Raw genomic sequence first — 13320 nt, 5'->3', positions numbered from 1 at the left:
CTCACATGTCGACGGTGCGCGATTCCCCGGTCTTCGGGGTGCCCTTCGTCGCCGCCGAGGTGAGCATCGAGAGCATGGTGCGCACGCCGCCGGGCGAGTCCCAGTACTGCGCGGTGTGCGGGGTGACGCGGATGAGGCGCACGGCCGGGTCGTCGGCGCCGCCGTCGAACCAGGCGGAGGTGAAGGTGCTCCACAGCTCCTTCTGCTTCGCGACGTCGCGGACCACCGTCGCGGTGCCGGACACGGAGACCCAGCTCGACTTGCCGGAGTAGGCGACGTTGACCTGGGAATCGACGGCGAGCTCGTCGACGATGTCGGAGTCCGCGGTGGTGATGAACCAGACGTCGCCGTCTTCGACGACCTCCTGGGTGCCCATCGGCCGGGATACGAGCGTGCCGTCGGTGTCGACCGAGGTGAGCATCGCGATGCGGGTGTCGTTCATGAGCTCGCGAACCTTCTCGCGGAGCTCGGCCTCGGAGGTGCGGGTGCTGTCATTCATGGCGGGTTCCTTCCCATCGTCGTGTGCCCCCACTCTTCCAGGAACAAGGCACCTTGTCGATGGAACGGCCCCGAGGACTCGGCGGATGCTCAGCCGGAGGCCAGCCGCTCCCGCAGTCCCCGCTCCCCGGCGGCCATGACCCGGCCGTGCGCCCAGGGTGCGAGCGGTCGCAGTGCGCGCACGAGCCGGCGGCGGCTCACCACGCACCAGGTGATGGTGAGTGCGCTGCCGGCCCCCGCCTCGGCCGCGGTGAGCCGCCCGGTGCCGCGGAGGTCGCCGGCGGCGCGGACGAGGGCGCGCTCCGGCGGGCGGGTCTCGGTGAGCTCGAGGGCGAAGCGCATGCGGTGTCCGAGCGGGCTGCCGATGGTGAGGGCCACCCGCCGCCCGGGCGCGCCCTCACCGGGGTCGGCGATGACCCGCGCGCTGCGGATCCCCGGCCACCACCGGGGCCAGTGCTCGACCGCGATGAGCTCCTCCCACACCCGCGGAGGCGGCACCGGGGCCGTCCACGTCGAGGTGAAGTGGAACGCCGCGGATTCCCCGGGTGCGGGTGCGGTGTGCCGGTGGGGCCCGGCCGGTGCGGGGTGCGCGGTGATCGGGGTGCCGCTCAGCCGGCGGACCAGCCGGCGTCGACCGGGATCACGGCGCCGTTGACGTCGGAGGCGGCGTCCGAGGCGAGGAAGGCGATGACCTGGGCGAGCTCCTCGGGCTTGGCGTTGCGGATCGCGCTCTGGTGGACCGGGGTGATCGCAGCGAGCCCGTGCTCGGGGTTCATCGCGGACATGTCGGTGCCGGACATGATGTTCGTCTCCACTCCGCCCGGGCAGGCCGCGTTGCAGCGGATGCTCTGCTTGCCGTAGGTGTAGGCGGTGTTGAGGGTGAGGCCGATGAGCCCGTGCTTGGAGGAGGTGTAGGCGGCACCGGCGGCGCCCCCGCGCAGGGAGGCCGAGCTGCCGACGTTGACGATCGCGCCGCCGCCGCGCTCGAGCATGACCGGGATCGCAGCGCGGATGAGGTACATCGGAGCGGTGAGGTTGACCCGGAGGATCCGGTCCCACTGCGCGGTGTCGACGTGGGCGGCCCCGGCGAAGGCGTCCATGATGCCGGCGTTGTTGACCAGGCCCAGGCGGTCGCCGCGCTCGGCGGCGAGTGCGATGAGATCGGCGGCGGCCTGCTCGTCGGAGATGTCTGCGACGACGGCGGTCGCCTCGCCCCCGGCTCCGGTGACGAGCTCGACGGTCTCGTGCGCGGACTCGGCGATGTCGGCGACGACGACGTGCGCGCCGCGGGAGGCGAGGAGCTGCGTCGTGGCGCGGCCGATCCCCGATCCGGCTCCGGTGACGACGATCGTGTGTCCGGTCATGTCGGTGGTGGTCATGGATCCTCCGTGATTCGGCGGGTGCGTGCGGTCGCGCTCGGGTGTGAGACGCGCCACCTCGAGCCTGTCACAATCACCGGGCCCCCGCATCCGAACTTCTGTCGAACGCACGGCGCGATAATGGGGAGATGCACATCGTCCTCGGCCCCGCAGATCCCGGTCCCGGAGCAGCCGGGCCCGCGGACCCGGGCCCGTCCCCCTGGCGGGCCCTGCTCGTCGAGGACGGCCGGACCGTCGGCGCCCGCGACGCCCCGCTGTCCGAGCTGCCGGGCCTCGTGCGCTCGCTCGCGGCGGAATCGCCCCGGCCCGAGGCGATCCGCTGGGTGTGGTCGCAGACCGCCCGGGTCTACCCGCCGCTCCTCGCCGCCGGATTCGAACCGGCCCGCTGCTGGGACCTGAGCCTGTGCCAGCGGATCCTCAGCCAGGCGGCCGGCTTCCCCGACACCGGGGTGGAGTACGCGCCAGTCGTCGAGCTCGATCCGACCCCGCCGGAGCCCGCCGAGGAGCGGGTGCTGCCGCGCGTCGATCCCGCCCAGGGATCCCTGTTCGACTCCCCCGCGGCCGGCGAGCGCTCAGGCGAGCCCACGGCCGATCAGCTCGCAGCGGAGCTCGCCGCACAGCTGCGCGCCGTCACCGGGAGCCGGTACCCGCAGCGGCTCACGCTCCTCCTGGCCGGGGAGTCGCAGGGCGGGATGATCGCGGTCGAGATGAACGCCGCCGGCCTGCCGTGGCGCCGTGACCTCCACGAGGCGCTGCTCGCCGACGCGCTCGGGCCGCGCCCGGCCGACGGCGCCCGGCCGGCCCGGATGCAGGAGCTCGCCGACCGGATCGCCGCCACCCTCCAGGTCGCCGGGGTCAACCCGGACAGCCAGCCCTCGCTGCTCAAGGCGCTCCACACCGCCGGGATCCCGGTGCGGACGACGAGCAAGTGGGACCTCATGGCGTGGGCGGAGGAGGGCGGCGAGCGGGTCGAGGAACGGCGAGCGCTCATCGCCGAGCTCCTCGAGTACAAGACGCTCCAGCGGCTGTGGACCGCGAACGGCTGGCACTGGCTCGACGAATGGGTGCGCGCCGGCCGCTTCCATCCGTCCTACGCGGTCGGCGGGGTGGTGACCGGCCGCTGGGCCGCTCACGGCGGCGGGGCGATGCAGGTGCCGGCGACGGTGCGCGGGGCGGTGCGGGCCGACCCGGGGTGGCTGCTCACCGTGGCCGACGCCTCCCAGGTCGAGCCGCGCATCCTCGCCGCGATGTCCGGGGACCGGGCGCTCGCGCAGGCGGGCCGCGACGGCGACATGTATCTGGGCGTCGCAGAGCTCGGCCGGCGGGCCGGGTCGGCGGTGAGCGAGCGCTCGCGGGCGAAGATCGCGCTGCTCGGCGCGATGTACGGGTCGACGACCGGGGACTCCGGGGCGCTCGTGCCGCACCTGCGCCGGCTGTTCCCGGCGGCCCTCGAGTTCGTGGAATCCGCTGCCCGGATCGGGGAGCGCGGTGGTCGCGTCGCGACGTGGCTCGGCCGCACCTCGCCGGCCCCGAGCGCGGACTGGCAGGCGCAGGTCGCCGATGTGTCGACTGCGGAGGCCGAGTCCCGGGCGCGGTCGATGACCCGCTCCCACGGGCGGTTCACCCGGAACTTCGTCATCCAGGGCACGGCGGCGGAGTGGGCTCTGTGCTGGATGGGTGCCGTGCGCCGGCGGCTGCATGCGGGAGGCGCGGACGGCGCGGGGCTGCGCACGCGGCTGGTGTTCTTCGTCCACGACGAGGTCGTGCTCCACGGCCCGGCGGAGGAGGCCGGGGAGGTCCGGACCCTCCTCGCCGAGGCGGCCGCGGAGGCCGGACGGCTGCTGTTCGGCAATGCTCCCGTCGAGTTCCCCCTCACCGTGTCCTCGGTCGAGTCCTACGCCGAGGCGAAGTGAGCCGGCGGGGTCATTCTTCGTCGAGCAGCCCCGGGTCGCGGGCGATCCTGACCAAGGCGGCGGCGAGTCCTGCGAAGTCGTCGCCGCTCACCAGCTCGGCCAGAGCTTCGGGGTCCGTCGGCAGCCCGGCCGCCTCGGCGCCCTGCAGGACGAGGTCGTCGGCCAGGGGCCGGAGCGAGGGCCACACCGCCTGCACCTCGCGCAGGAAGATGTTCGCCCCGGCAGGTCCGATCCCATCGAACTCCTGCAATCCGTCCGCGATCCTGCCGGGGTCCCCCTCCGCCTCTTCGCGCAGGCGCCGCAGGTCACCCGTCCACCGGTCGAGGAGCAGCGCCGCGGCGTCGTCGAGGCGCGTCGCAGTGCTCTCGTCGTAGCGCCGGTAGCCGCCCCGGCCGAGCGCATCGACCCGCTCCTGCCAGGTGCTCTCACGCAAATGCTCCGGCGTGCGCCAACCGGCGTCGAAGAGCTCTCCAGCGGTGGCGACGGCGATCTCCGACCGGATCCGGGCCGACAGCAGCAGGCTGAGGACGAGCAGTTGCCACAGCGGTGCCGGAGTGTCGCGCAGGGTGATGCCCGCCTCGTCGCAGAACGTCGTGCCGAACTCCTCGATCAGGCGGCGGGCGGTCCCCTGCTCGGTCTCTGATCGCTTCTTCGCTGTCATAGTGTTCCATCTTCCACCCCGGCGCGGATTCCGCAAGGCCAGGCGCTCCCGGACATAGGATGTCCCCACAGGAGGCAGGTATGGACTTCGATGTGATCCCGGACGACCTCGCGACCCAGGCGGTGCTGCTCGGCTGCGCCTTCGTCCTCTCCGCGATCATCGGGATCGAGCGCGAGGTCCGCCACAAGAGCGCGGGTGCCCGCACCCACATCCTCGTCGGCCTCGGCGCGGCCCTGTTCACCCTCGTCTCCGCGTACGGCTTCGCGGGCATGGTCGACGGCGATTCCGTCCGCGACCCGGGCCGCATCGCCGCGCAGATCGTCACCGGCATCGGCTTCCTCGGTGCCGGGGTGATCTTCGTCAAGCAGAACGTCGTGTCCGGTCTCACCACCGCCGCCTCGATCTGGGTAAGCGCCTCGGTCGGCATGGCGTGCGGCGCAGGGATGCCGATCATCGGGGCGCTCGCCGTGGTGTTCTACCTGTTCACCGTGACGGTGGTGAATGCGCTCGTCGAACGGATCAAGCGCCCCGAGCTCGCCGAGCACTTCACCGTCCAGTACGAGGACGGTCGCGGGGTGCTGCGCGACATCCTCAGCGAGACCTCCCGGCAGGGCTACGAGTCCTCGCTCAATCACACCCGCCGGGTCCGGGGCGAGAGCGGGAAGCTCATCGAGGCCGACCTCCGCTTCACGCCGCGGCAGAGCGGGGTGGACCGCGGGGTGTTCGAGATCCTCCACGACATCACCGGGGTGCACTCCGTGGAGATCAACGAGCAGGTCAATGACTGACCTCCACAGGAGCATCCCGCACGACCGCACCGGCATCCGCGTAGGCGCACACGCCCGCACCGGGGCACCATGCTCGAGGTGTTCGCCCGCGCCCACCAGCAGTTCTCCGACCGGCCCTGAGCGCCGGAACCAGCCAGAACCGTGTCAGTTTCCGCCGACCCCGGCGGCCGTCGCGATCTCCCGATAGGCCTCGGCGAGGTCGTCGAGACTCGCATGCGCATTGAGCCCGCTCGGATTCGGGGCGACGAACAGCGCGGCGCCCGGCCACGGCGATTCCTGCCGGCCGGTGACGGCGCGGGGCGCCTCGAACGCGGTGCGGTACGCGGTGATCCCGAGCACCGCGACGACCCGCGGGGCGTGCTCGACCACGAGCCGGTCGAGCCGGCGGGCCCCGGCGCGCAGTTCCTCCCGGGTGAGCTCGTCGGCGCGGGCGGTAGCGCGCGGGCAGATATTGGTGATCCCGATCCCCCGCCCGGTGAGCTGCGCCCGGTCGGATTCCGTGTACCCGTCCGCGGCGTCGATGAGGGTGTCGGTGATGCCGGCGCGGTGCAGCGCGGGATGGAACCGGTTGCCGGGCCGGGCGAAGTGGGCGCCGGTCGCCGCCGTCCACAGGCTCGGGTTGATCCCGACGAACAGCAGCCGCAGCGGCTCCGGCAGGAGGTCGGGGACGGTGGCATCGCGGAAGCGCTCGAGCTCGGCACGGCTGAAACCCATGCGCCCAGGCTACGCGGGGCGCTCCGCGCGCCGTGGCGGCCGGTCGGCATTGCCCGCGCCGGGGCCGGGGACTGCCGTCGGATCCGACGGGTCCGCAGCGTGCGGACCGCTCCCCGGAGGAGGAGACCCTCATGATCATGGCATCCCCTGCCCTCCGCGCTGCCATGCAGGGGCATCGACCCCAGGGAGCCTGAGTCATGAGCAGGGATCGTGAGCGACTCAGGCCGGCACAGCTCCGCCGGGTCGACGAGCTGTGGGGCCGGCTGTGGCACACGGGCTCCGTCGAGATCCCGCCGCGCACGGGGCGCCTCGTGCTTTTGCTCATCGGGGCGGTCGTGTTCACCCTGCTCATCTGCATACTGCTGTTCACCACCGCGGTCGCTGTCGGCAGCGGGGAGGAGCCGTGGTGGGTCGCGTTCAACCCGATGACGCTGATCATGTTCGTCGGGCTGTTCTTCTTCGGCTTCCTGGGGATCCCGGCCGTCATCATCGTCATGGTCAACCGTCCCACCCTCGTGCTCAACCGGGACGGCTACGCCGAGGTCGTCGGACGCGGCAGCAGCCGGAAGGTCCGCGCGTTCCTGCCGTGGGACGACGTGGAGCGGATCGGTGCGACCTTCATCGCGGCCCACAAGTGGCCGATGCCGCCGACCCACCTCGTGACGATCGTCCTCACCCCGGAGGCGTTCGCGGCGCACACCGCGGGCAGCGGCAAGCTGGCCCGCATCCTCTCCGCGGCCGACCGCTCGATCTCCGGGCCGCGCTCGTTCGTCCTGCGCCACGGCATCCACGGTCACGGCCGGGTGCTCCAGGAGCTCTTCACCCGGGCGCACGAGCAGTTCGCCCGGACGCGGTGACCGGGGCGACCAGGGGTGGCCGGGGTCAGTCCCTGTCGTCGAGGAGGAATCCGCGCAGCACGGCGATGAACTCCTCGGGCTTCTCCGAGTGGAGCCAGTGCCCGGCGTCCTTGATCATCATCCGCGTGGTCCGCGGGAACAGGGCGCGCATCGCCTCCCCGTATTCGGGGCGGATGTAGTCCGACTTCGCGCCGCCGACCCACAGCACCGGGTGATCGAACCGGGCATCGCCGAGTTCGGGGAAACCACCGATCACCGCCAGCGACTCGTGGAGGAGTTCGAGGTTCGGCTCCCAGAACAATCCGTCGTCGCCGCTGCGGAGGTTCTGGAGGAGGAAACCGCGGACCGTGCGGTTGGGGATCGACTCGCTGAGCGCCTCGTCCGCAGCCGCACGGTCGGCCACGGAGCCGAGGTCGAGAGCGCGGAGACTGCTGAGCAGATGGTCGAACTCGGACCCGCCCGACCCGGCGTCACCTGCGTCATCGGACACTGCGTCATCGGACACTGCGTCATCGGACACTGCATCACCGGATTTCGCGGCCTCGGTCCCGACCGGGGAGATGTCCTCGACGACGAGCCGGTCGACGAGCTCGGGGTGGCGCAGCGCGAGCACCATGGCGACCTTGCCGCCCATCGAATGGCCGATGACGTCGACGGGGCCGGCCGCGGCGAAGTCCGCACGCAGCGTCGCGGCGACGTGGTCGGCCATGGCGCGGTAGTCGAACTCCTCCGTCCAGTCCGAGCGGCCGTGGTTCGGGAGGTCGACGAGGAGGCTCGTGCACTCCGGCTCGAGGCCCTTGGCGATCCGGGTGAAGTTCTTGCCGCGGCCGAACAGCCCGTGGAGGAACACGACGCGGCGCTCCCCGTCGCCGACGGTCCGGGTGAAGAGGTCGATGCTGTCTGAGTCCGTCACGCGTGCAGTCTAACGGGGCGGCCGGGTCGACGTGGGCAGCCCGAGCCCCCTCCCCGGGTGGGGATCCGCTCGTTAGGGTGGAGGTCATGACGAACGCTGAGCAGACCCCGGACCAGGCGGAGAACCGAGCGGCGCGGGTCGTGGTCACCGGTGAGGTGCAGGGCGTGTCGTACCGGGAATCGTGCCGCCGCGCAGCGGAGTCCCGAGGGGTGGCCGGCTGGGTGCGCAACACCGAAACCGGGACCGTGGAGGCGCTGTTCGTAGGTCCCGGAGCCGCGGTCGACGCGATGATCGACTGGTGCCGCACCGGACCGCCCGCGGCCGAGGTGGCCGGCGTGCACGTGGAGCCGAGCGACGAGTCGGCCCCTGACGCCGGTTTCACGGTCCGCTGAGGGAGCGCGCGATGACACACGACACCGTCCTCCTCGACGTCGACGGCACCCTCATCGATTCGACGTACCACCACGCGATCGCCTGGCACCGCGCCTTCGGCGACTACGGCATCGACCTCCCGATGTGGCGCATCCACCGGGCGATCGGCATGGGCGGCGACCGGCTCATCACTGCCGTTGCCGGGGCCGAGGTCGAGGAGCGGCTCGGCGACGTGCTGCGCACGGCGCACGGGGAGAAGTACGAGGAGATCGCCGAGGATGTGGGCCCGTTGCCCGGTGCGCGCGAACTCGTGCAGTTCCTCGGCGAGCGCTTCATCGTGGCGCTCGGGTCCTCGGGCAGTCCCGAGCACACCTCCCTGGCACTGGAGAAGGTGGGGCTCGGCGAGCACGATATCGCCGCCGCGACCTCATCCGGGGACGCGGACTCCTCCAAGCCGGCGCCGGACATCCTCCGGGCCGCGCTCGAGCAGGCGGGCGGGACGAGCGCGATCGTCGTCGGCGACGCCCCCTACGACATCGTCGCCGCCGCGCGGATGGGTGCCCCGTGCATCGCAGTGCGCACCGGGGGCTTCGGACCGGCCGAGCTCGAGGCGGCCGGAGCGATCCTCGTGGTCGACGGGCTGCCCGAGCTGCTCGAAGCGGACTGGGATGCACTTGCTCGCGCGACCCCGCCGGCGGGCGCCGAGGACGACCCGCCGGTGCTCTGAACAGCGTTTCGGCGAGTCCCGGCGCTCGGGGTTCATCCGAACAGTGTCAGAAGCGCCGCGGTGTCAGAAGCTCCATGGGCCGCCGTTGAGCGTGCCGGCGATCATGGTGAGGGCGCCATTCACCACAACACTCACGAACGTGTAGGCGGCGACCGCTGTCGCGACCACGACGAGCGGCCTGCGAGGTCGGACGCGGGCAAGGTGGACGATCCCGAGGACGAGGGCGACCAACGAGATGATCACACTGACGATCACCCCTGTCCGACCGAAGAGGACGTAGGTGTTGAAATCGATCGGCCCGTCGATGACCACCGGGAGCAGCTGGAGCACCGCGCTGTACCCGATCTCGACGAGCCACGCCAGCGCCGCGAGGACCACAGCGCTGATGCCCAGGGAACCGCCGAACAGCGAGCGGCGGATGGTGCGACGCAGGGCCCGAGTACGCGCGCGGATGCGGATCTGCGGGCCGGAACTCCGGAGTCGCGTCAGTCATCTCAGAACCTCCCTGCAAGGAAACCGGTCGACAAACCGAGGACGCCGAAGAACACGGTGTCGAACACGATGAGTGCGGCGATCGTCGTGGCGATGACGGTCAGCGAGCGACGGGGCCGCACCCGTACCAGACCGATGGTCCCGCAGACGAGTGCGGCGAGAGCGGTGACGAGGATGACGATCGCGCTCACGAACGCGAACAGACCGTACAGCTCGAACGACCCAGAGAAATCGGGTGCCAGCAGTGGGAACAGGTACAGTCCCACTGACCGCGCCACCGTGAATGCCCACGCGAGACCGGCGAGGATGACAGCGACGAGACCGATCGGGCCGCCGGTTCTCGAGGAGCGCGGTGCCGGCGGCGCCGCATACTGCGATGGTTCGATCATGGTACGAGCATAAGTAGTCGGCGGGTGTGCAGATGCCACTGGGCGAGGACGACGAGCCCGCGGCTGGAGATCAGCACGCCGGCCGCGGCTGTGCAGCCGATGTCGGGCGCCTCAGGGCATGAAGAGAGCGGGCGACGGGAATCGAACCCGCGTATCCAGCTTGGGAAGCTGGCGCTCTACCATTGAGCTACGCCCGCGTGCAGTGAGAGTCTAACGCACATCTGGCCGGTGCGAAGAACCGGGAGGTTGAATCCACAGCCTGTGGAAAACGCCTGCACGACGATCCGAACCCGGTCACACTGTGCTCATGGGAATCAGATACCGCGCCTTTCCGCTCCGCACTGACCTCGACCTGATGTACGCCCGAGCGAACCCGTTGGAATGCGCTCACGCGCTGGACCACCGCGAACATGAATGGGAGCACACCGCTCCGGGAACTCCTCGAATCGGTGAGCTGTACCTCGATAAGGCGTGGAGGCAACTGCAGTGGTACTTCTCGGAGAGCCCGCCGATACCGGATGAGCTGCGGGGTCCCGTCGCGGCTCATTCGCTCGCGCGGCCGGGTCTGCTCCTGCTGAGCGGCGACGTTTCGTTCGTCGGAACCGACTACGGCTGGGACCCTTACCTCGGCGTCGTTCCTGCACCGTATGTGCGAATAGCCGCCGACGACTACGCCACCGTCGATGAGAACGATCTATTCGAGCGTGGAGAAGAGTATCGCGCGGGTGACGGCGAGTATTGCCGGAAGTACTTCGTCCACCTGCGCGATACGACCCGCCGGTGGTCGGATGAGGGGTTCGGAGCGCTCTACTACATCGGCTGAGCCTCGGGTGCTCTTCTGAACCATGCGAACACCGGGACAGACCGACCTCCGCCGCGCACGTCACGACAGCTGCATCCTGCAACCGGCATCACGACGCAACAGGGAACTCGACGAGCCGGGACCGCAGCAGGTGCTCGGCCATGCTGAGGATCCTGCCGGGCGGAGAGCGATCATCGTCGAGGCGCTCCCCGGCCGGACCTGCAGGTGACGGACCTGCTCGTGACGGGTCCGCACGGGCTCCCGTTACCGCGGACTGCAAGGGAGCGACGACATCGGCGTGGGTGATCATCACCGGCGGAGTGTCGACCGTGTACTCGTGCCCGGTCGGGGTGCGCACTGCGAGCACATCCGGTGTCGCGTCGTGGGTCCAGCCGGGGTTCTCCTTCGCGTAGTTGCATGCCGCGCAAAGCCCGGAGGCGTTCGTGAAGTCCGTGACCCCGCCGTCCCGGTGCGGCTGCGCGTGATCGACGTGTCGGATCGGCGCATCGCAGAAGGGGCTGCGGCACACGTCGTCCCGGAGCATCACCATCCGCCGCAGCAGCCCGGTGAACTCCCGTCGCCGCGAATCCATTCCCACCAGGCGGCCACTGTCCGGCGTGGTGAAGAGCCGCCGGAGGAACACCCCGGCCTCGCTGTCTCGCAGCATGCGGCGGGCGGTCCCCGCAGGGACCGGCCCGTGGCCCGGGATCCACGCCGGCTCCTCCCCTTCTCCGACAAGCGCGGCGTCGGTCATGACGAGATGCACCTCGACCGGCACGGCCTCAGCTGTCGTCTGCCCGGTGACGTGCTCGACGAGGAGATCGGCCGCCCGCTGCGCCACTGTTCGTCCCCCGGCCTCTCCGGTGCCGACGAGAGCGGCCGCGGACTTCTGCAAGGTGGCGTACACCGCGACCGCCTGCGGCATCGGCAAGAGCGCAGTGAGGTACGCCATCCCACCGGGGGTCGGCCGCACACTCACCCGACGCTCCTTCACCGTGCGCTCGAGGTGCTCCACCGCGGCATCCTGGTCGAGACGCTGGGCGTGGGCGCGGGCTTCTGCCCCGAGCCGGCGCACTCCGGTCTGCTCGAACCGGTCGGACATGAGCTCATCGACCTGGCGACGCTTCTCCCCGCGCAGCCATGACGTCTCGCGGTGGAGCACGTGGGCCTTCTCTTCCGACACGGCTCCAGCGGTCAGTGCCGCGAACGTCCGTGGCAGGTCCCGATCGAGGGATCGGGCGAGGCCGAGGAAGCGGGCGCCTCGGGCCGGGGACTCCCTCCGAGCGAGTCCGATCTCCGCGTCCAGGCCGCGGCACCGGGCGGTCGATTCCGCCCCGCGGGCGGCCTCGGACTCGTTCCGCAGTCGGTCGAGAGCGATCACGGCGCGAGCCTGCGCGGCGGTCGCCGCGGCCTTGAGCTCCTCGAGCACGCGGACCCGGTCGATCGCCTCGGACTCGGACTCCACCGCCTCCAGTACCGCGAGCGCATCGCGCACCGCGGCGACATCGCCGGTGGTGCGGACTCCCTGCTCCTGGTTCATGCCATCCACGCTAGCGCGACCCACAGACACGGGTCCTCACCAGGAGGAACGCCGGTACCAGCGAACACGGACCGCGGCCTCGTACCCGGCTGGGCGCCTCGGTCCCGGCGATCCCGACGGTCATCTGCCCTCGAGTGCTCCGACTAGGATTGATCCCCGAACGCACCGCACATGCACGGCACACGCATCCACCGCGAAGGAACGGGGGCTTCATGAGGATCACTGTTGTCGGCGGCTCGAAGGGCACCGGCGCCCAGCTCGCCGAGCTCGCACTCTCCGCCGGGCATGAGGTCACCGTGGTCTCGCGCAGCGGCAGGGCGCCGGCCGGAGCGTCGAAGGCGATCGGGAGTGCGACCGATCCGGGACTCGTCGCAGCGGCCGTCGCCGGTGCGGATGCCGTCGTCGTGACCGTCGGCGGCGCCAAGGGCGTGCACCATCAGCGAGCCGCTGTCACCCGGACCGTCATCGCTGAAGCGCCCTGGGTCTGATGGAGACTCGCGCTATTTGATTCCGACCAGGTGTTCACGGTCGGCTTGGACAGCATAGAACGCGTTCTCGAACTCGGCGGGCGGGACGTCGCCGAGGTAGCCGTGGAGGCGCTGCGTGTTGTGCCAGTGCACCCAACCGAGGGTGGCGAGCTCGAGATTCTCGACCGTCTTCCACGGCCCGGACCGGGCCGGCCCGCGGACGAGTTCGGCCTTGTAGTACCCGTTCACCGTCTCGGCCAGGGCATTGTCATAGCTGTCACCGACGGTCCCGATCGACGGCGTCGCGCCGATCTCCGCGAGGCGTTCGCCGAAGCGAATGGACGTGAATTGAGACCCCGCGTCGCTGTGACACCGCAGGTCCGCGTGGCGGTGACCTCTGGACCAGCGGGCCATCTCGATGGCGTCGCGGTGAACTCCCGCTGCACCAGATCCGGGTGTCGCGCGGACGCCGGATCCGGCCTGGTCGTCTTCACCCGTTTCGAGCGCCTCGCGCCCTCGATCCCTGCCACCTTCATCAACCTCGCGGTCTGGTCGCGGCCGATCGCGATCCCCGCCCGCCGGGCCGCCTTCCAGAGCTTGCGGACCCCGTAGACCCGGTAGTTCGCCTCCCACAGCTCGACGAGCCGCGGGATCAGCTCCTCGTCCCGCTGGGCACGGGCGGACGGGGTGCGGGTCTTGGCGGCGTAGTAGCTGCTCGGAGCCACCTGTCTGCAGATGAGCTCGACTCCGAGCCGGCGACCGTCGACGAGGTCGTCCTTGTTCGCGTCGATGAACGCGACTACTTCCG

General features: G+C 70.9%; 16 protein-coding genes, 1 tRNA gene and 1 pseudogene. 7 read left to right on the top strand and 11 right to left on the bottom strand.

From position 1 onward, the window contains the following. Position 1: 1 nt before the first annotated feature. The 3 genes from ABD883_RS09075 to ABD883_RS09065 form a co-directional block, all read right to left on the bottom strand. Positions 2 to 499 (bottom strand): pyridoxamine 5'-phosphate oxidase family protein, encoded by a 498-nt coding sequence (locus tag ABD883_RS09075; RefSeq protein ID WP_295688573.1) that lies wholly within the window; start codon positions 497 to 499, stop codon positions 2 to 4. Between the two features lie 89 nt (positions 500 to 588). Beyond that, positions 589 to 1095 carry an SRPBCC family protein gene (locus ABD883_RS09070; protein ID WP_345031659.1) on the bottom strand — a complete coding sequence of 169 codons (507 nt, stop codon included), beginning with the start codon at positions 1093 to 1095 and terminating at the stop codon, positions 589 to 591. An 11-nt stretch (positions 1096 to 1106) separates the two neighbouring features. After that, complete coding sequence (locus ABD883_RS09065; RefSeq protein WP_295688575.1) at positions 1107 to 1877, bottom strand: SDR family NAD(P)-dependent oxidoreductase; 771 nt, start codon at positions 1875 to 1877, stop codon at positions 1107 to 1109. 128 nt (positions 1878 to 2005) lie between these two features. Here ABD883_RS09065 and ABD883_RS09060 point away from each other — a divergent pair, with 128 nt between their 5' ends. Continuing rightward, positions 2006 to 3790: a bifunctional 3'-5' exonuclease/DNA polymerase gene (locus ABD883_RS09060; protein ID WP_295688577.1), complete on the top strand. Its 1785-nt coding sequence runs from the start codon at positions 2006 to 2008 to the stop codon at positions 3788 to 3790. A gap of 10 nt (positions 3791 to 3800) precedes the next feature. Here the strand turns inward: ABD883_RS09060 and ABD883_RS09055 are convergent, their stop codons facing one another. Beyond that, entirely contained in the window at positions 3801 to 4451 is a 651-nt protein-coding gene (locus ABD883_RS09055; protein WP_295688578.1) for a glycosyltransferase family protein, read from the bottom strand. 80 nt (positions 4452 to 4531) lie between these two features. Between ABD883_RS09055 and ABD883_RS09050 the strand changes: the two genes are divergently transcribed. Continuing rightward, positions 4532 to 5239, top strand: coding sequence for an MgtC/SapB family protein (locus ABD883_RS09050; protein WP_295688580.1), 708 nt, complete (start codon positions 4532 to 4534; stop codon positions 5237 to 5239). 144 nt (positions 5240 to 5383) lie between these two features. Here ABD883_RS09050 and ABD883_RS09045 read toward each other — a convergent pair whose 3' ends face one another. Beyond that, entirely contained in the window at positions 5384 to 5953 is a 570-nt protein-coding gene (locus ABD883_RS09045) for a mismatch-specific DNA-glycosylase (RefSeq protein ID WP_295688582.1), read from the bottom strand. Positions 5954 to 6150: 197 nt separating this feature from the next. On the opposite strand from ABD883_RS09045, the gene ABD883_RS09040 reads away from it, so the two are divergent. Next, positions 6151 to 6810 carry a hypothetical protein gene (locus tag ABD883_RS09040; RefSeq protein ID WP_247425181.1) on the top strand — a complete coding sequence of 220 codons (660 nt, stop codon included), beginning with the start codon at positions 6151 to 6153 and terminating at the stop codon, positions 6808 to 6810. A 25-nt stretch (positions 6811 to 6835) separates the two neighbouring features. Here ABD883_RS09040 and ABD883_RS09035 read toward each other — a convergent pair whose 3' ends face one another. Further along, complete coding sequence (locus ABD883_RS09035; RefSeq protein ID WP_295688584.1) at positions 6836 to 7723, bottom strand: alpha/beta fold hydrolase; 888 nt, start codon at positions 7721 to 7723, stop codon at positions 6836 to 6838. A gap of 86 nt (positions 7724 to 7809) precedes the next feature. On the opposite strand from ABD883_RS09035, the gene ABD883_RS09030 reads away from it, so the two are divergent. Both ABD883_RS09030 and ABD883_RS09025 read left to right on the top strand, forming a co-directional pair. Then, on the top strand, positions 7810 to 8115 hold the full coding sequence (locus ABD883_RS09030; protein WP_247425176.1) for an acylphosphatase: 306 nt from the start codon (positions 7810 to 7812) through the stop codon (positions 8113 to 8115). Between the two features lie 11 nt (positions 8116 to 8126). Beyond that, positions 8127 to 8822 carry an HAD family hydrolase gene (locus ABD883_RS09025; RefSeq protein WP_295688588.1) on the top strand — a complete coding sequence of 232 codons (696 nt, stop codon included), beginning with the start codon at positions 8127 to 8129 and terminating at the stop codon, positions 8820 to 8822. 63 nt (positions 8823 to 8885) lie between these two features. Here the strand turns inward: ABD883_RS09025 and ABD883_RS09020 are convergent, their stop codons facing one another. The 3 genes from ABD883_RS09020 to ABD883_RS09010 form a co-directional block, all read right to left on the bottom strand. Further along, the gene (locus ABD883_RS09020) at positions 8886 to 9200 is read right to left on the bottom strand and encodes a hypothetical protein (RefSeq protein WP_295688589.1); all 315 of its coding nucleotides are present in this window, start codon (positions 9198 to 9200) and stop codon (positions 8886 to 8888) included. A gap of 116 nt (positions 9201 to 9316) precedes the next feature. Continuing rightward, complete coding sequence (locus ABD883_RS09015; protein ID WP_295688591.1) at positions 9317 to 9703, bottom strand: hypothetical protein; 387 nt, start codon at positions 9701 to 9703, stop codon at positions 9317 to 9319. Between the two features lie 126 nt (positions 9704 to 9829). Beyond that, a tRNA-Gly gene (locus tag ABD883_RS09010) sits at positions 9830 to 9900 on the bottom strand. Between the two features lie 110 nt (positions 9901 to 10010). On the opposite strand from ABD883_RS09010, the gene ABD883_RS09005 reads away from it, so the two are divergent. Continuing rightward, a complete protein-coding gene (locus tag ABD883_RS09005; RefSeq protein WP_345031538.1) occupies positions 10011 to 10526 on the top strand; it encodes a hypothetical protein in 516 nt (171 codons plus the stop codon). Positions 10527 to 10614: 88 nt separating this feature from the next. Here ABD883_RS09005 and ABD883_RS09000 read toward each other — a convergent pair whose 3' ends face one another. Further along, on the bottom strand, positions 10615 to 12045 hold the full coding sequence (locus ABD883_RS09000) for an HNH endonuclease (protein ID WP_295688595.1): 1431 nt from the start codon (positions 12043 to 12045) through the stop codon (positions 10615 to 10617). Positions 12046 to 12257: 212 nt separating this feature from the next. Here ABD883_RS09000 and ABD883_RS08995 point away from each other — a divergent pair, with 212 nt between their 5' ends. Next, positions 12258 to 12533: an NAD(P)H-binding protein gene (locus tag ABD883_RS08995; protein ID WP_295688597.1), complete on the top strand. Its 276-nt coding sequence runs from the start codon at positions 12258 to 12260 to the stop codon at positions 12531 to 12533. Positions 12534 to 12545: 12 nt separating this feature from the next. Here ABD883_RS08995 and ABD883_RS08990 read toward each other — a convergent pair. Further along, positions 12546 to 13320, bottom strand: a pseudogene (locus tag ABD883_RS08990) (IS3 family transposase); the annotation flags it as partial.

Origin of the sequence: Brevibacterium pityocampae (assembly GCF_039541555.1) — a bacterium.
GTDB lineage: Bacteria > Actinomycetota > Actinomycetes > Actinomycetales > Brevibacteriaceae > Brevibacterium > Brevibacterium pityocampae.
The sequence above is the reverse complement of the archived record's forward strand: the minus strand, read 5'-3'. Positions and strand labels throughout refer to the sequence as shown.